Origin of the sequence: Streptococcus oralis subsp. tigurinus (assembly GCF_002356415.1) — a bacterium.
In the GTDB taxonomy this organism is placed as follows: Bacteria; Bacillota; Bacilli; order Lactobacillales; family Streptococcaceae; genus Streptococcus; species Streptococcus oralis_F.
Genome location: NZ_AP018338.1, coordinates 1,676,069 through 1,692,788, shown reverse-complemented (window position 1 = coordinate 1,692,788; position 16,720 = coordinate 1,676,069). Strand labels below are relative to the sequence as shown.

At 46.0% G+C, this 16,720-nt stretch carries 7 protein-coding genes, 10 tRNA genes and 3 rRNA genes; all 20 read left to right on the top strand.

Annotated elements, in window-relative coordinates; translation table 11 throughout:
- Positions 1 to 157: 157 nt before the first annotated feature.
- The 20 genes from STO1_RS08640 (at position 158) to STO1_RS08540 (ending at position 16,706) form a co-directional block, all read left to right on the top strand.
- A 16S ribosomal RNA gene (locus tag STO1_RS08640) occupies positions 158 to 1,706 on the top strand.
- Positions 1,707 to 1,757: 51 nt separating this feature from the next.
- Positions 1,758 to 1,830: transfer RNA gene (locus STO1_RS08635), tRNA-Ala, on the top strand.
- Positions 1,831 to 1,952: 122 nt separating this feature from the next.
- A 23S ribosomal RNA gene (locus STO1_RS08630) occupies positions 1,953 to 4,855 on the top strand.
- 76 nt (positions 4,856 to 4,931) lie between these two features.
- Positions 4,932 to 5,047, top strand: a 5S ribosomal RNA gene (gene rrf / locus STO1_RS08625).
- The 16S, 23S and 5S rRNA genes sit together here with 10 tRNA genes alongside, the layout of an rRNA operon.
- A gap of 5 nt (positions 5,048 to 5,052) precedes the next feature.
- Positions 5,053 to 5,125: transfer RNA gene (locus tag STO1_RS08620), tRNA-Val, on the top strand.
- 4 nt (positions 5,126 to 5,129) lie between these two features.
- A tRNA-Asp gene (locus tag STO1_RS08615) sits at positions 5,130 to 5,202 on the top strand.
- 24 nt (positions 5,203 to 5,226) lie between these two features.
- Positions 5,227 to 5,299, top strand: a tRNA-Lys gene (locus STO1_RS08610).
- A 5-nt stretch (positions 5,300 to 5,304) separates the two neighbouring features.
- Positions 5,305 to 5,386: transfer RNA gene (locus STO1_RS08605), tRNA-Leu, on the top strand.
- Positions 5,387 to 5,398: 12 nt separating this feature from the next.
- Positions 5,399 to 5,471 (top strand) — tRNA-Thr (locus STO1_RS08600).
- 22 nt (positions 5,472 to 5,493) lie between these two features.
- Positions 5,494 to 5,565, top strand: a tRNA-Gly gene (locus STO1_RS08595).
- A 7-nt stretch (positions 5,566 to 5,572) separates the two neighbouring features.
- Positions 5,573 to 5,658 (top strand) — tRNA-Leu (locus STO1_RS08590).
- Positions 5,659 to 5,669: 11 nt separating this feature from the next.
- Positions 5,670 to 5,743: transfer RNA gene (locus STO1_RS08585), tRNA-Arg, on the top strand.
- A gap of 15 nt (positions 5,744 to 5,758) precedes the next feature.
- Positions 5,759 to 5,832, top strand: a tRNA-Pro gene (locus STO1_RS08580).
- Positions 5,833 to 6,009: 177 nt separating this feature from the next.
- Positions 6,010 to 10,401 carry a PolC-type DNA polymerase III gene (locus tag STO1_RS08575; RefSeq protein WP_096422833.1) on the top strand — a complete coding sequence of 1,464 codons (4,392 nt, stop codon included), beginning with the start codon at positions 6,010 to 6,012 and terminating at the stop codon, positions 10,399 to 10,401.
- A gap of 23 nt (positions 10,402 to 10,424) precedes the next feature.
- Positions 10,425 to 10,577 (top strand): hypothetical protein, encoded by a 153-nt coding sequence (locus tag STO1_RS08570; RefSeq protein ID WP_000776630.1) that lies wholly within the window; start codon positions 10,425 to 10,427, stop codon positions 10,575 to 10,577.
- Between the two features lie 15 nt (positions 10,578 to 10,592).
- Positions 10,593 to 11,834, top strand: coding sequence for an aminopeptidase (locus tag STO1_RS08565; RefSeq protein WP_096422831.1), 1,242 nt, complete (start codon positions 10,593 to 10,595; stop codon positions 11,832 to 11,834).
- 9 nt (positions 11,835 to 11,843) lie between these two features.
- On the top strand, positions 11,844 to 12,074 hold the full coding sequence (locus STO1_RS08560) for a GlsB/YeaQ/YmgE family stress response membrane protein (protein ID WP_000580441.1): 231 nt from the start codon (positions 11,844 to 11,846) through the stop codon (positions 12,072 to 12,074).
- 72 nt (positions 12,075 to 12,146) lie between these two features.
- Entirely contained in the window at positions 12,147 to 12,869 is a 723-nt protein-coding gene (locus tag STO1_RS08555) for a pseudouridine synthase (RefSeq protein WP_084938923.1), read from the top strand.
- Positions 12,870 to 12,978: 109 nt separating this feature from the next.
- Positions 12,979 to 14,313, top strand: coding sequence for an aminopeptidase C (gene pepC, locus STO1_RS08545; RefSeq protein WP_096422829.1), 1,335 nt, complete (start codon positions 12,979 to 12,981; stop codon positions 14,311 to 14,313).
- 164 nt (positions 14,314 to 14,477) lie between these two features.
- Positions 14,478 to 16,706 (top strand): HAD-IC family P-type ATPase, encoded by a 2,229-nt coding sequence (locus STO1_RS08540; RefSeq protein WP_096422827.1) that lies wholly within the window; start codon positions 14,478 to 14,480, stop codon positions 16,704 to 16,706.
- Positions 16,707 to 16,720 lie beyond the last annotated feature (14 nt).

The window sequence follows — 16,720 nt, the reverse complement described above, 5'->3', positions numbered from 1 at the left end:
TAATATAGTTGTCGCTTGAGAGAGATTGAGTGACAAAGACCTTTGAAAACTGAACAAGACGAACCAATGTGCAGGGCACTACAACTAATGTTGTAGTACTGAACAATGAAAAAAACAATAAATCTGTCAGTGACAGAAATGAGTGAGAACTCAAACTTTTAATGAGAGTTTGATCCTGGCTCAGGACGAACGCTGGCGGCGTGCCTAATACATGCAAGTAGAACGCTGAAGCTTGGTGCTTGCACCGAGCGGATGAGTTGCGAACGGGTGAGTAACGCGTAGGTAACCTGCCTGGTAGCGGGGGATAACTATTGGAAACGATAGCTAATACCGCATAAAATGGATTATCGCATGATAATCGATTGAAAGGTGCAAATGCATCACTACCAGATGGACCTGCGTTGTATTAGCTAGTTGGTGGGGTAACGGCTCACCAAGGCGACGATACATAGCCGACCTGAGAGGGTGATCGGCCACACTGGGACTGAGACACGGCCCAGACTCCTACGGGAGGCAGCAGTAGGGAATCTTCGGCAATGGACGGAAGTCTGACCGAGCAACGCCGCGTGAGTGAAGAAGGTTTTCGGATCGTAAAGCTCTGTTGTAAGAGAAGAACGAGTGTGAGAGTGGAAAGTTCACACTGTGACGGTATCTTACCAGAAAGGGACGGCTAACTACGTGCCAGCAGCCGCGGTAATACGTAGGTCCCGAGCGTTGTCCGGATTTATTGGGCGTAAAGCGAGCGCAGGCGGTTAGATAAGTCTGAAGTTAAAGGCTGTGGCTTAACCATAGTACGCTTTGGAAACTGTTTAACTTGAGTGCAAGAGGGGAGAGTGGAATTCCATGTGTAGCGGTGAAATGCGTAGATATATGGAGGAACACCGGTGGCGAAAGCGGCTCTCTGGCTTGTAACTGACGCTGAGGCTCGAAAGCGTGGGGAGCAAACAGGATTAGATACCCTGGTAGTCCACGCCGTAAACGATGAGTGCTAGGTGTTAGACCCTTTCCGGGGTTTAGTGCCGCAGCTAACGCATTAAGCACTCCGCCTGGGGAGTACGACCGCAAGGTTGAAACTCAAAGGAATTGACGGGGGCCCGCACAAGCGGTGGAGCATGTGGTTTAATTCGAAGCAACGCGAAGAACCTTACCAGGTCTTGACATCCCTCTGACCGCTCTAGAGATAGAGTTTTCCTTCGGGACAGAGGTGACAGGTGGTGCATGGTTGTCGTCAGCTCGTGTCGTGAGATGTTGGGTTAAGTCCCGCAACGAGCGCAACCCCTATTGTTAGTTGCCATCATTCAGTTGGGCACTCTAGCGAGACTGCCGGTAATAAACCGGAGGAAGGTGGGGATGACGTCAAATCATCATGCCCCTTATGACCTGGGCTACACACGTGCTACAATGGCTGGTACAACGAGTCGCAAGCCGGTGACGGCAAGCTAATCTCTTAAAGCCAGTCTCAGTTCGGATTGTAGGCTGCAACTCGCCTACATGAAGTCGGAATCGCTAGTAATCGCGGATCAGCACGCCGCGGTGAATACGTTCCCGGGCCTTGTACACACCGCCCGTCACACCACGAGAGTTTGTAACACCCGAAGTCGGTGAGGTAACCTTTTAGGAGCCAGCCGCCTAAGGTGGGATAGATGATTGGGGTGAAGTCGTAACAAGGTAGCCGTATCGGAAGGTGCGGCTGGATCACCTCCTTTCTAAGGATAAGGAACTGCACATTGGTCTTGTTTAGTCTTGAGAGGTCTTGTGGGGCCTTAGCTCAGCTGGGAGAGCGCCTGCTTTGCACGCAGGAGGTCAGCGGTTCGATCCCGCTAGGCTCCATTGGTGAGAGATCACCAAGTAATGCACATTGAAAATTGAATATCTATATCAAATAGTAACAAGAAAATAAACCGAAACGCTGTAGTATTAAAAGAGTTTATGACTGAAAGGTCAGAAAATAAGGTTAAGTTAATAAGGGCGCACGGTGGATGCCTTGGCACTAGGAGCCGAAGAAGGACGTGACAAACGACGATATGCCTTGGGTAGCTGTAAGTAAGCGATGATCCAGGGATTTCCGAATGGGGGAACCCAACAGGTACTACCTGTTACCCACATCTGTTAAGGATGTGAGGAGGAAGACGCAGTGAACTGAAACATCTAAGTAGCTGCAGGAAGAGAAAGCAAAAGCGATTGCCTTAGTAGCGGCGAGCGAAACGGCAGGAGGGCAAACCGAAGAGTTTACTCTTCGGGGTTGTAGGACTGCAAAGTGGACTCAAAGATTATAGAAGAATGATTTGGGAAGATCAGCCAAAGAGAGTAAGAGCCTCGTATTTAAAATAGTCTTTGTACCTAGCAGTATCCTGAGTACGGCGGGACACGAGAAATCCCGTCGGAATCTGGGAGGACCATCTCCCAACCCTAAATACTCCCTAGTGACCGATAGTGAACCAGTACCGTGAGGGAAAGGTGAAAAGCACCCCGGGAGGGGAGTGAAATAGAACCTGAAACCGTGTGCCTACAACAAGTTCGAGCCCGTTAATGGGTGAGAGCGTGCCTTTTGTAGAATGAACCGGCGAGTTACGATATGATGCGAGGTTAAGTTGAAGAGACGGAGCCGTAGGGAAACCGAGTCTGAATAGGGCGCATTAGTATCATGTCGTAGACCCGAAACCATGTGACCTACCCATGAGCAGGTTGAAGGTGCGGTAAGACGCACTGGAGGACCGAACCAGGGCACGTTGAAAAGTGCTTGGATGACTTGTGGGTAGCGGAGAAATTCCAAACGAACTTGGAGATAGCTGGTTCTCTCCGAAATAGCTTTAGGGCTAGCGTCGACATTAGAGATTCTTGGAGGTAGAGCACTGTTTGGGTGAGGGGTCCATCCCGGATTACCAATCTCAGATAAACTCCGAATGCCAAAGAATTATGGTCGGCAGTCAGACTGCGAGTGCTAAGATCCGTAGTCGAAAGGGAAACAGCCCAGACCACCAGCTAAGGTCCCAAAATAATTGTTAAGTGGAAAAGGATGTGGGGTTGCACAGACAACTAGGATGTTAGCTTAGAAGCAGCTATTCATTCAAAGAGTGCGTAATAGCTCACTAGTCGAGTGACCCTGCGCCGAAAATGTACCGGGGCTAAAACAATTTACCGAAGCTGTGGATACCTTTATAGGTATGGTAGGAGAGCGTTCTATGTGTGGAGAAGGTGTACCGTGAGGAGCGCTGGAACGCATAGAAGTGAGAATGCCGGTATGAGTAGCGAAAGACAGGTGAGAATCCTGTCCACCGTAAGACTAAGGTTTCCAGGGGAAGGCTCGTCCGCCCTGGGTTAGTCGGGACCTAAGGAGAGACCGAAAGGTGTATCCGATGGACAACAGGTTGATATTCCTGTACTAGAGTATGTAGTGATGGAGGGACGCAGTAGGCTAACTAAAGCAGACGAATGGAAGTGTCTGTCTAAGCAGTGAGGTGTGATATGAGTCAAATGCTTATATCTATAACATTGAGCTGTAATGGGGAGCGAAGTTTAGTAGCGAAGTTAGTGACGTCACACTGCCAAGAAAAGCTTCTAGCGTTTAAACATACTCTACCCGTACCGCAAACCGACACAGGTAGTCGAGGCGAGTAGCCTCAGGTGAGCGAGAGAACTCTCGTTAAGGAACTCGGCAAAATGACCCCGTAACTTCGGGAGAAGGGGTGCTGACATATGTCAGCCGCAGTGAATAGGCCCAAGCAACTGTTTATCAAAAACACAGCTCTCTGCTAAATCGTAAGATGATGTATAGGGGGTGACGCCTGCCCGGTGCTGGAAGGTTAAGAGGAGTGCTTAGGAGTAATCCGAAGGTATGAATTGAAGCCCCAGTAAACGGCGGCCGTAACTATAACGGTCCTAAGGTAGCGAAATTCCTTGTCGGGTAAGTTCCGACCCGCACGAAAGGCGTAATGATTTGGGCACTGTCTCAACGAGAGACTCGGTGAAATTTTAGTACCTGTGAAGATGCAGGTTACCCGCGACAGGACGGAAAGACCCCATGGAGCTTTACTGCAGTTTGATATTGAGTGTCTGTACCACATGTACAGGATAGGTAGGAGTCTAAGAGATCGGGACGCCAGTTTCGAAGGAGACGTTGTTGGGATACTACCCTTGTGTTATGGCCACTCTAACCCGGATAGGTGATCCCTATCGGAGACAGTGTCTGACGGGCAGTTTGACTGGGGCGGTCGCCTCCTAAAAGGTAACGGAGGCGCCCAAAGGTTCCCTCAGAATGGTTGGAAATCATTCGCAGAGTGTAAAGGTATAAGGGAGCTTGACTGCGAGAGCAACAACTCGAGCAGGGACGAAAGTCGGGCTTAGTGATCCGGTGGTTCCGTATGGAAGGGCCATCGCTCAACGGATAAAAGCTACCCTGGGGATAACAGGCTTATCTCCCCCAAGAGTTCACATCGACGGGGAGGTTTGGCACCTCGATGTCGGCTCGTCGCATCCTGGGGCTGTAGTCGGTCCCAAGGGTTGGGCTGTTCGCCCATTAAAGCGGCACGCGAGCTGGGTTCAGAACGTCGTGAGACAGTTCGGTCCCTATCCGTCGCGGGCGTAGGAAATTTGAGAGGATCTGCTCCTAGTACGAGAGGACCAGAGTGGACTTACCGCTGGTGTACCAGTTGTCTTGCCAAAGGCATCGCTGGGTAGCTATGTAGGGAAGGGATAAACGCTGAAAGCATCTAAGTGTGAAACCCACCTCAAGATGAGATTTCCCATGATTATATATCAGTAAGAGCCCTGAGAGAAGATCAGGTAGATAGGTTAGAAGTGGAAGTGTGGCGACACATGTAGCGGACTAATACTAATAGCTCGAGGACTTATCCAAAGTAACTGAGGATACGAAGTGTGAGGTTTTCTTGAGATTTGATAGATATTCAATTTTGAGTAGGTATTACTCAGAGTTAAGTGACGATAGCCTAGGAGATACACCTGTACCCATGCCGAACACAGCAGTTAAGCCCTAGAACGCCGGAAGTAGTTGGGGGTTGCCCCCTGTGAGATATGGAAGTCGCTTAGCTCTTTGGGAGTTTAGCTCAGCTGGGAGAGCATCTGCCTTACAAGCAGAGGGTCAGCGGTTCGATCCCGTTAACTCCCATATAGGTCCCGTAGTGTAGCGGTTATCACGTCGCCCTGTCACGGCGAAGATCGCGGGTTCGATTCCCGTCGGGACCGTTTAAGATAACGGAAGTTATTTTAGACTCGTTAGCTCAGTTGGTAGAGCAATTGACTTTTAATCAATGGGTCACTGGTTCGAGCCCAGTACGGGTCATGTTTGCGGGTTTGGCGGAATTGGCAGACGCACCAGATTTAGGATCTGGCGCTTAACGGCGTGGGGGTTCAAGTCCCTTAACCCGCATAATAGAAAGCAGCCGGCTTAGCTCAGTTGGTAGAGCATCTGATTTGTAATCAGAGGGTCGCGTGTTCAAGTCATGTAGCCGGCATTTTTTTATATAAGAGGTCGATGCGAACGTAGTTCAGTGGTAGAACACCACCTTGCCAAGGTGGGGGTCGCGGGTTCGAATCCCGTCGTTCGCTTAGAGAGGCCGGGGTGGCGGAACTGGCAGACGCACAGGACTTAAAATCCTGCGATTGGTAACGATCGTACCGGTTCGATTCCGGTCCTCGGCATATAATGATGAGCACCCTTAGCTCAACTGGATAGAGTACCTGACTACGAATCAGGCGGTTAGAGGTTCGACTCCTCTAGGGTGCATTTTTTTATTTAACGCGGGAAGTAGCTCAGCTTGGTAGAGTACTTGGTTTGGGACCAAGGTGTCGCAGGTTCGAATCCTGTCTTCCCGATCAATCACGAGGATACTTTAGGGTATCTTTTTTGTTTATCTGGGGGATTCTGAGAATCTTCTTTTTTGTTTTTAAGGAATGAATTTAGGAAAACTAGCAGTGCTTAAGGGAATGGTAGTGGCTATATATTTTCTTTAATTATGGTAAAATAGTAAGAGAATAATGTGAGGAAATTGAATGTCAAGTAAGTTTGAAATTTTAATGAATCAAATAGGAGTCTCTGATCAATTGAGACAGGATCCTGCTCTTGTTAATGCAAGTATTGAGTGTGTTGTGGTTCATAAAATTAGTAAGATTTGGGAATTTCATTTTGTATTTTCTAATATTTTACCGATTGAAATCTTTTTAGAGTTAAAGAAAGGGCTGAGTGAAGAATTTTCTAAGACAGGGAATAAAGCTGTTTTCGAAATCAAGGCTCTCTCTCAAGAATTTTCAAATGAACTCTTGCAGGCCTACTATAAGGAGGCTTTTTCTGAAGGTCCATGTGCTAGTCAAGGGTTTAAATCTCTTTATCAGAATTTGCAAGTTCGTGCAGTGGGAAATCAGCTCTTTATTGAAGGTTCAGAGGTGATTGATAAGGAACACTTTAAGAAAAATCATCTTCCTAATTTAACAAAGCAACTTGAAAAGTTTGGTTTTCCAGCTTTTGTCTGCCAAATCGAAAAGAATGATGCTCTTACACAGGAGCAGGAAGAAGCCTTCCATGCGGAGAATGAACAAATCGTTCAGGCTGCTAATGAGGAGGCTTTGCGTGCTATGGAACAACTGGAACAGATGGCCCCCCCTCCAGTAGAAGAGAAGCCAGCCTTTGATTTTCAGGCTAAAAAGGCTGCGGCCAAGCCTAAACTAGATAAGGCTGAAGTTACCCAGATGATCGACGTGACGACTGAGGAAAATCGCCTGGTCTTTGAAGGGGTCGTTTTTGATGTGGAGCATAAGGTGACCAGAACTGGTCGTGTTTTGATCAACTTTAAAATGACAGACTACACTTCAAGTTTTTCAATGCAAAAATGGGTTAAGAATGAAGAAGAGGCTCAGAAGTTTGATATCATTAAGAAGAATTCTTGGCTCAGAGTTCGTGGGAATGTGGAGATGAATAACTTCACACGTGATTTGACTATGAACGTGCAGGATGTGCAGGAAGTTGTTCACTATGAGCGGAAGGATTTGATGCCAGAAGGTGAGCGTCGGGTTGAGTTTCATGCTCATACTAATATGTCGACTATGGATGCTTTACCAGAGGTAGAGGAGATCGTTGCGACAGCTGCTAAGTGGGGACACAAGGCGGTTGCCATCACGGACCATGGGAATGTCCAGTCCTTCCCACATGGCTACAAGGCAGCTAAGAAAGCTGGAATTCAGCTGATCTATGGAATGGAAGCCAATATTGTAGAGGATCGTGTTCCTATCGTTTACAACGAAGTGGAGATGAACTTGTCAGAAGCAACCTACGTGGTTTTTGACGTGGAAACGACGGGTCTTTCAGCCATCTATAATGACTTGATTCAGGTTGCGGCTTCTAAGATGTATAAGGGAAATGTTATTGCTGAATTTGATGAATTTATTAATCCTGGATATCCCTTGTCAGCCTTTACTACCGAGTTGACTGGTATTACAGATGACCATGTCAAAAATGCCAAACCACTAGAACAAGTTTTGCAAGAATTCCAAGAATTCTGCAAGGATACGGTTCTAGTTGCCCACAATGCGACCTTTGACGTTGGCTTTATGAATGCCAATTATGAGCGCCATGGTCTGCCTAGGATTAGCCAGCCAGTTATCGATACACTGGAGTTTGCTAGAAACCTCTATCCTGAGTATAAACGCCATGGTTTGGGACCTTTGACTAAGCGTTTTGGTGTAGCACTTGAACACCACCACATGGCCAACTACGATGCGGAAGCTACTGGTCGTCTGCTTTTCATCTTTATCAAAGAGGTAGCAGAAAAACATGGTGTGACTGATCTGGCTAGACTAAATATAGATCTAATCAGTCCAGACTCTTATAAAAAAGCTCGGATCAAGCATGCGACTATCTATGTCAAGAATCAAGTAGGTCTAAAAAATATCTTTAAGCTGGTTTCTTTGTCCAATACCAAGTACTTTGAAGGGGTGCCACGGATTCCGAGAACGGTTCTAGATGCTCATCGGGAGGGATTGATTTTAGGAACAGCCTGCTCTGAAGGTGAAGTTTTTGATGCAGTCGTTTCCCAAGGTGTGGATGCGGCGGTTGAGGTGGCCAAGTATTATGACTTTATCGAGGTCATGCCGCCAGCTATCTATGCGCCATTGATTGCTAAAGAGCAGGTCAAGGATATAGAGGAACTCCAGACCATTATCAAGAGTTTGATAGAAGTGGGAGACCGTCTTGGCAAGCCCGTTTTGGCTACGGGTAATGTTCATTATATCGAACCAGAAGAAGAAATTTACCGTGAAATTATCGTTCGTAGTTTGGGACAGGGGGCTATGATTAACCGAACCATTGGTCACGGTGAACATGCCCAACCAGCTCCTTTGCCAAAGGCTCATTTTCGAACAACCAATGAGATGTTGGATGAATTTGCCTTCTTGGGAGAGGAACTAGCTCGTAAACTGGTTATTGAAAACACCAATGCCTTGGCAGAAACCTTTGAGCCTGTTGAGGTGGTTAAGAGTGACTTGTACACGCCTTTCATTGACAAGGCGGAAGAAACAGTCGCTGAGTTGACTTATAAGAAGGCCTTTGAGATTTATGGAAATCCGCTGCCAGATATTGTTGATTTGCGGATTGAAAAAGAATTAACTTCTATACTGGGGAATGGATTTGCTGTGATTTATCTGGCTTCCCAGATGCTGGTGCAACGTTCCAATGAACGGGGTTACTTGGTTGGTTCTCGTGGGTCTGTTGGATCTAGTTTTGTTGCGACCATGATTGGTATTACGGAGGTTAATCCTCTCTCTCCTCACTATGTTTGTAGTCAGTGTAAGTATAGTGAATTTATCACAGATGGTTCTTATGGTTCAGGTTTTGATATGCCTAATAAGGACTGTCCAAACTGCGGTCACAAACTCAGTAAGAATGGGCAGGATATTCCGTTCGAGACCTTCCTTGGTTTTGATGGAGACAAGGTTCCTGATATTGACTTGAACTTCTCAGGAGAAGATCAGCCTAGCGCCCACTTGGATGTGCGTGATATCTTTGGTGAGGAATATGCCTTCCGTGCAGGAACGGTTGGTACGGTGGCTGCCAAGACCGCTTATGGATTTGTCAAGGGCTATGAGCGGGACTATGGCAAGTTTTATCGAGATGCGGAGGTGGAACGCCTCGCTCAGGGTGCGGCTGGTGTCAAGCGGACAACAGGACAACACCCGGGGGGAATCGTTGTTATTCCGAACTACATGGATGTCTACGATTTTACGCCTGTCCAGTATCCAGCGGATGATGTGACGGCTGAATGGCAGACCACTCATTTTAACTTCCACGATATCGATGAGAATGTCCTCAAACTTGATGTACTGGGACACGATGATCCGACCATGATTCGGAAATTGCAGGACTTGTCTGGTATTGACCCTAATGAAATTCCCATGGATGATGAAAGCGTTATGGCTCTCTTTTCTGGAACGGAAGTTTTAGGGGTAACACCTGAGCAAATCGGAACTCCGACAGGGATGCTGGGAATTCCAGAGTTTGGCACCAACTTTGTACGTGGGATGGTCGATGAAACCCATCCGACGACTTTTGCGGAGTTGCTTCAGCTCTCAGGTCTATCCCACGGTACCGATGTGTGGTTGGGAAATGCCCAGGATCTGATCAAGCAAGGAATTGCGGACCTATCAACTGTTATCGGTTGTCGGGACGATATCATGGTTTACCTCATGCATGCAGGTCTCGAACCTAAGATGGCCTTTACCATCATGGAACGGGTACGTAAGGGCTTGTGGTTGAAGATTTCCGAAGAGGAGAGAAATGGCTATATCGAAGCCATGAAGGCCAACAAGGTACCAGAGTGGTATATCGAGTCCTGTGGGAAAATCAAGTATATGTTCCCCAAAGCCCATGCGGCCGCCTACGTTATGATGGCCTTGCGTGTGGCCTACTTCAAGGTTCACCATCCGATTTATTATTACTGTGCTTACTTCTCAATCCGTGCTAAGGCCTTTGATATCAAGACCATGGGTGCGGGATTGGATACCATCAAGCGCAAGATGCAAGAAATTGCTGAAAAACGGAAGAACAATGAAGCTTCTAATGTGGAAATTGACCTCTATACAACTCTTGAGATTGTCAATGAAATGTGGGAACGTGGTTTCAAGTTTGGCAAACTCGATCTCTACCGTAGTCAGGCAACAGAGTTCCTCATCGATGGGGATACCCTCATTCCGCCATTTGTAGCAATGGATGGTCTGGGAGAGAACGTTGCTAAGCAGTTGGTGCGTGCGCGTGAAGAGGGTGAGTTCCTCTCTAAGACAGAACTGCGCAAGCGTGGCGGACTGTCATCGACCTTGGTTGAAAAGATGGATGAAATGGGGATTCTTGGCAATATGCCAGAGGATAACCAGTTGAGTTTGTTTGATGATTTGTTTTAAGGATTAGAACGGAGAACATCTTTATGAAACTTAGAATCTTTGCGGAAGACAAACCAGCTGAAAAGGTTTTTAACTATCAGCTAGAGCTGGCAGATGAAACAATTATCCTATCGACAGTGCTTCTGTCGGGTGCCATTGCTTTAGCAGGATTGTTTTCTGCTTTAAAAGAAAAATAGAAAAGGAAAAACAAAATGGTTTTACCAAATTTTAAAGAAAATCTAGAAAAATATGCGAAATTGTTGGTTGCGAATGGAATCAACGTGCAACCTGGTCACACCTTGGCTCTCTCTATCGATGTGGAGCAACGTGAATTGGCGCATTTGATCGTTAAAGAAGCCTATGCCTTGGGTGCGCATGAGGTCATCGTTCAGTGGACAGATGATGTCATCAACCGTGAGAAATTCCTCCACGCTCCGATAGAGCGCCTGGACAATGTGCCAGAATACAAGATTGCTGAGATGAACTATCTCTTGGAGAACAAGGCTAGCCGTCTTGGGGTTCGTTCTTCTGATCCAGGTGCCTTGAACGGTGTGGACGCTGACAAGCTTTCAGCTTCTGCTAAAGCTATGGGACTTGCCATGAAGCCAATGCGTATCGCAACGCAATCCAACAAGGTTAGCTGGACTGTAGCAGCCGCTGCTGGACTTGAGTGGGCTAAGAAAGTCTTTCCAAATGCTGCGAGCGATGAAGAAGCAGTCGATTTCCTTTGGGATCAAATCTTCAAAACTTGCCGTGTCTACGAAGAAGATCCCGTTAAGGCTTGGGAAGAACATGCAGCTATCTTGAAGAGCAAGGCTCAAATGCTGAACAAAGAGCAATTCTCAGCCCTTCACTACACAGCGCCAGGGACAGATTTGACACTTGGTTTGCCAAAGAACCACGTTTGGGAATCAGCTGGTGCTGTCAATGCTCAAGGCGAAGGTTTCTTGCCAAATATGCCGACAGAGGAAGTTTTCACAGCGCCTGACTTCCGTCGCGCGGATGGTTATGTCACTTCTACAAAACCACTTAGCTATAACGGAAATATCATTGAAGGGATTAAAGTAACCTTCAAGGATGGTCAGATTGTTGATGTTACAGCTGAAAAAGGCGATCAAGTCATGAAAGATCTTGTCTTTGAAAATGCTGGTGCGCGTGCCTTGGGCGAATGTGCCTTGGTACCAGATCCAAGCCCAATTTCTCAGTCAGGGATTACCTTCTTTAATACCCTTTTCGATGAAAATGCTTCAAACCACTTGGCTATCGGAGCAGCCTATGCGACCAGCGTTGTTGGTGGAGCAGAGATGAGCGAAGAAGAACTTGAAGCTGCAGGACTGAACCGTTCAGATGTTCACGTGGACTTTATGATTGGTTCGAATCAAATGGATATAGACGGTATCCGTGAGGATGGAACGCGCGTACCGCTCTTTCGTAATGGAGACTGGGCAAATTAAGGAGAAGCTATGATTGGAAGCATGTTTGTCGGTCTTTTAATTGGACTACTAGCAGGGGCTATCACCAATCGTGGAGAACGTATGGGATGCTTTGGGAAGATGTTTCTCGGTTGGATTGGTGCCTTTTTAGGACAATTACTCTTTGGTTCTTGGGGGCCAAGCCTAAATGGTACAGCCATTATCCCAGCAGTTCTCGGTGCCATGATTGTGTTAGCTATTTTCTGGGAAAGAGGAAGTTAGCTTCCCGGCTCTGAAAAGGAAAGGAGGTTGGCTATTGAGCCAGCCTCCTTTTGAGTATGATATAATAGTTCTATGAGATTAGATAAATTTTTAGTTGCCTGCGCAGTAGGGAGTCGAACTGAGGTCAAAAACTTGCTTAAAGCTAGACGCGTAACGGTTAACGGCAAGAAAGAAAAATCAGCAAAACTGCAAATCAATGAAGAAAGAGATGAGATTCGTTTTGACGGTCAAGTGCTGGAGTATGAAGAGTTTGTCTACTACATGATGAACAAGCCCCAAGGAGTCATTTCGGCGACTGAAGATCCCAAGCATAGAACGGTTTTGGACTTGTTGGACGACTATGGACGTGCCAAAGAAGTCTTTCCTGTAGGACGTTTGGATATCGATACCCATGGACTCTTACTCTTGACCAATGATGGTCAGCTGGCTCATGCCCTTCTATCGCCCAAGCGTCATGTGGATAAAACTTACTTGGCTCAAGTCAAGGGAATCATGACCCAAGAAGATGTGGAAACATTCGGCAAGGGTATTCCACTTAAGGACTTTACCTGCCAGCCGGCCAAACTGGAGATTTTGTCAATGGATTCAGATAAGGGTGAAAGCCAGGTTCGTGTGACCATTAGAGAAGGAAAATTTCATCAAGTCAAACGCATGGTGGCCTATTGTGGTAAGGAAGTCGTGGACTTGCAACGTTTGACGATGGGGACTCTAGTTTTGGATGAGAATTTGAAACGGGGAGAATGGCGTCGCCTGACCAAGGAGGAGTTAGAGGAGCTCCTTGCTAGTATTGCTTAGTTTGGATTATGTTAGAAAAGGTGAGGAGAAAGTCCCTGCCTTTTTCATTTTTCAGTTGCTTCATTTGTGAAAAGAGTTATAATAGACAGTAGAATAAAAGGAGGAATCTATGAACGCGATTCAAGAATCATTTACGGATAAATTATTTGCTAACTATGAAGCAAATGTCAAATACCAAGCTATCGAAAATGCTGCAAGCCACAACGGTATTTTTGCAGCCCTAGAACGTCGTCAAAGCCATGTAGACAATACACCTGTTTTCTCGCTTGATTTGACCAAGGACAAGGTTACTAACCAGAAAGCCTCTGGTCGTTGCTGGATGTTTGCAGCTCTCAATACCTTCCGCCACAAACTCATCTCTCAATACAAGCTCGAAAACTTTGAACTGTCACAAGCCCACACCTTCTTCTGGGACAAGTATGAAAAATCTAACTGGTTCTTGGAGCAAGTGATTGCGACTGCAGACCAAGACTTAACTAGTCGCAAGGTTAGCTTCCTACTCCAAACTCCACAACAAGACGGCGGTCAGTGGGATATGGTCGTTGCCCTCTTTGAGAAATACGGTGTCGTTCCCAAGTCTGTTTACCCTGAGTCCATCTCATCTAGCAGTAGCCGTGAGCTCAATGCCATTCTCAACAAATTGCTTCGCCAAGATGCTCAAATCTTGCGTGATTTACTAGCATCTGGTGCTGACCAAGCGACTGTTCAAGCTAAGAAAGAAGACCTCTTGCAAGAAATTTTTAACTTCCTTGCTATGTCTTTAGGGCTTCCGCCACGTCAGTTTGACTTTGCTTATCGTGATAAGGATGATAACTACCAAAGCGAAAAGGGTATCACACCACAAGAGTTTTACAAGAAATATGTCAATCTTCCTTTAGAAGATTATGTTTCTGTTATCAATGCTCCCACTGCTGACAAGCCTTACGGCAAATCTTACACAGTTGAGATGTTGGGGAATGTCGTTGGTAGCCGTGCAGTTCGTTACATCAACGTTCCAATGGAGCGCTTGAAAGAATTGGCGATTGCCCAAATGCAAACAGGTGAGACTGTTTGGTTTGGTTCAGATGTCGGCCAGCTTAGCAACCGCAAAGCTGGAATCCTTGCGACAGATGTTTATGACTTTGAATCAAGTATGGATATTCAACTCACTCAAGACAAGGCTGGACGTTTGGACTACAGCGAAAGCTTGATGACTCACGCCATGGTCTTGACAGGTGTGGACTTGGACGAAAATGGCAAATCAATCAAGTGGAAGGTTGAAAACTCATGGGGAGACAAGGTCGGTACAGATGGTTACTTTGTTGCCTCAGACGCTTGGATGGACGAATACACTTACCAAATTGTTGTCCGCAAAGAATTGCTGACAGCAGAAGAAAAAGCTGCCTATGAAGCAGAACCAATCGTACTTGCACCATGGGACCCAATGGGAGCCTTGGCAGAATAAAGCATAAAGAAAAGAGGTTAGGAAAATCCTAGCTTCTTTTTAAGTCCTTCTTAAAGTGGCGATAGATGATGCTTGCCAAGGGACTTCTTCTTATTTTGAGTCTTTAAGTGACAGAGAAAAGGATATGTGTTATTATAGTAGTACAAAAGGATATCGGAGTAGAAATGAAGTATTTAAGCAATCAAGACATCAAGGATTGTCAACGAAACATCAGCGACATTAAACCTTACAAAACAACTAAGGAAATCGTCGTTTCAAATATATTTACCTTCTTTAATGCTATGAACTTGGCTCTGGCAGTTCTGGTAGCCACAACCTTGCGATTTGAAAATATGCTCTTTTTAGGTGTGATTGCTATCAATACAGCCATTGGGATTTTCCAAGAAGTGCGTTCAAAAAATGCCTTAGAAAAGCTGAGTTTGCTTGGTAAAAGTAAGTACAGAGTCAACCGAGATGGTCAAACGATTGAGGTTGCTCCAGAGGACATCGTACTGGGGGAATATCTGCATCTCAATCTGGGAGATCAGGTACCTGTCGATGCAGAAGTCCTTGAAGGGAATATTGAAGTTGATGAGTCCTTGCTGACTGGTGAGAGTGATTCGGTCTTTAAAACAGCAGGTGACAAGCTGATGAGCGGAAGCAATGTCGTTAGCGGTACTTGTCTGGTCACGGCGACGGCGGTCGGACCCGATAGTTATATCAACAAACTCGCAAAATCCAGCAAGGAATTCAAAAAATATCCTTCTCAACTGCGCGATTACATGGATAAGATTTTAAAAATCGTCTCCATCTTGCTGGTGCCAGTTGCCATTCTGCTCTATGTCAGAGGTTTTAGTCTAGGGCGGACTTATATTGAAATTGTCTTGGGAAGTTCTGGCGCCTTGGTCGGCATGATTCCAGAGGGCTTGATTCTCTTGGTTAGCGTCTCCCTTGCGGTAGCGGCCATGAAGTTGGCTAAAAAGAAGGTTCTAGTGCAGGAGCTATACTGTGTAGAGACCTTGGCGCGAGTAGATGTTCTTTGTTTTGATAAGACAGGAACTATCACGACGGGGAATATGAAGGTCCAAGAAATGGATGCTAATGTAGCAGAGAAACTGTCTTCTTATTTGGCTTATTTCGAAGATGAAAATGCAACTTCCCGAGCTCTGAAGACTTACTTAACCTGTGAGAAAAAATGGGAAGTTCAAGAAGTTGGTGCCTTTTCAAGCAAAAACAAGTATTCCTTTGTTCAAGTAAAAGATGGTGGGACCTATTTCTTCGGAGCCTATGAATTTCTAGGCTTTACCCAGCCGATGGATACCTACTATGAACATCTGAAGCAGCAAGGTTTTCGAATCTTGACACTTGCCCATAGTAAGGACCACATCATGAGTCCAGCCAATATGGAACTACTAGGGCACGTCGTTTTGTCAGATGAGATTAAGGACAATACCAAGGAAACCTTTGACTATTTCGAATCTCAAGGTGTTGAAGTGAAGATTATCAGTGGTGATAATCATGTGGCTGTATATGGGGTGGCTCGTAAGGCAGGTTTTAAGGAAGAAGCCCGTGCGATTGATATGACCAAGGTGAGTGAACAAGATTTTGAAAGAGTGGTCTTGGAACACGAAATCTTTGGACGTGTGACACCTGAACAGAAGCAAAAGATGGTATCTATCTTGCAAAATGCTGGTAAAACAGTTGCCATGAGCGGTGACGGGGTCAATGATGTTCTGGCTCTTAAGAAAGCAGATATCAGCTTTGCCATGAAGGGGGCTACCAGCGCAGCTAAAAGTGTATCCAATATTGTTTTCCTGACAGATGATTTTGCAGTATTTTATGATATCTTGATGGAAGGTCGCCGGGTCATCAATAACATCCAAAAGGTAGCCTCTCTCTTTCTGACAAAGACCTTCTTCTCCATCGTGTTTGCCATTTTGAGTGTGGTATTTGGTTTGGAATTTGCCTTTATCCCCATTCAGTTTACGATTATTTCAGCTATTACGATTGGGATTCCATCCTTCTTCCTAACTTTTGAGTCCAATAAAGAAAAGGTTAGCACACATTTTATGCGAGATATTTTGACCAATGCTGCGATTGGTGGTGGCATTCTAGTCGCTAGTGTACTCTTGACGAACTTCCTTATCACTGTCCCAGGTCAGGTCAAATTTATTTGCTTCCTACTTGCTTTGTTCAATGGTCTGTGTCTAGTTGCCAAGGTCAGTCTGCCATTTAATCGATACAAACTAGTCTTGCTCGTACTTTTGAGCCTTGCAGCCCTTGTTGGAGTGCTTGCCAATACCTTTATCCTGCAAGGAGCGTATGTGCCTTTAGAAACCATCCAAGTCGTCTATGTAGCCATCCTAGCAGTGGTGATTGGAGGCTTGCATTATCTGACTAGAAGAAAAAATTGATACACAAAAAGAAT

Excerpts from the sequence above, each read along its gene's own strand:
- STO1_RS08560 (WP_000580441.1), top strand. The coding sequence starts at position 11,844 with ATGATTGGAAGCATGTTTGTCGGTCTTTTAATTGGACTACTAGCAGGG.
- STO1_RS08540 (WP_096422827.1), top strand. The coding sequence starts at position 14,478 with ATGAAGTATTTAAGCAATCAAGACATCAAGGATTGTCAACGAAACATC.
- pepC (WP_096422829.1), top strand. The coding sequence starts at position 12,979 with ATGAACGCGATTCAAGAATCATTTACGGATAAATTATTTGCTAACTAT.
- STO1_RS08565 (WP_096422831.1), top strand. The coding sequence starts at position 10,593 with ATGGTTTTACCAAATTTTAAAGAAAATCTAGAAAAATATGCGAAATTG.
- STO1_RS08570 (WP_000776630.1), top strand. The coding sequence starts at position 10,425 with ATGAAACTTAGAATCTTTGCGGAAGACAAACCAGCTGAAAAGGTTTTT.
- STO1_RS08555 (WP_084938923.1), top strand. The coding sequence starts at position 12,147 with ATGAGATTAGATAAATTTTTAGTTGCCTGCGCAGTAGGGAGTCGAACT.
- STO1_RS08575 (WP_096422833.1), top strand. The coding sequence starts at position 6,010 with ATGTCAAGTAAGTTTGAAATTTTAATGAATCAAATAGGAGTCTCTGAT.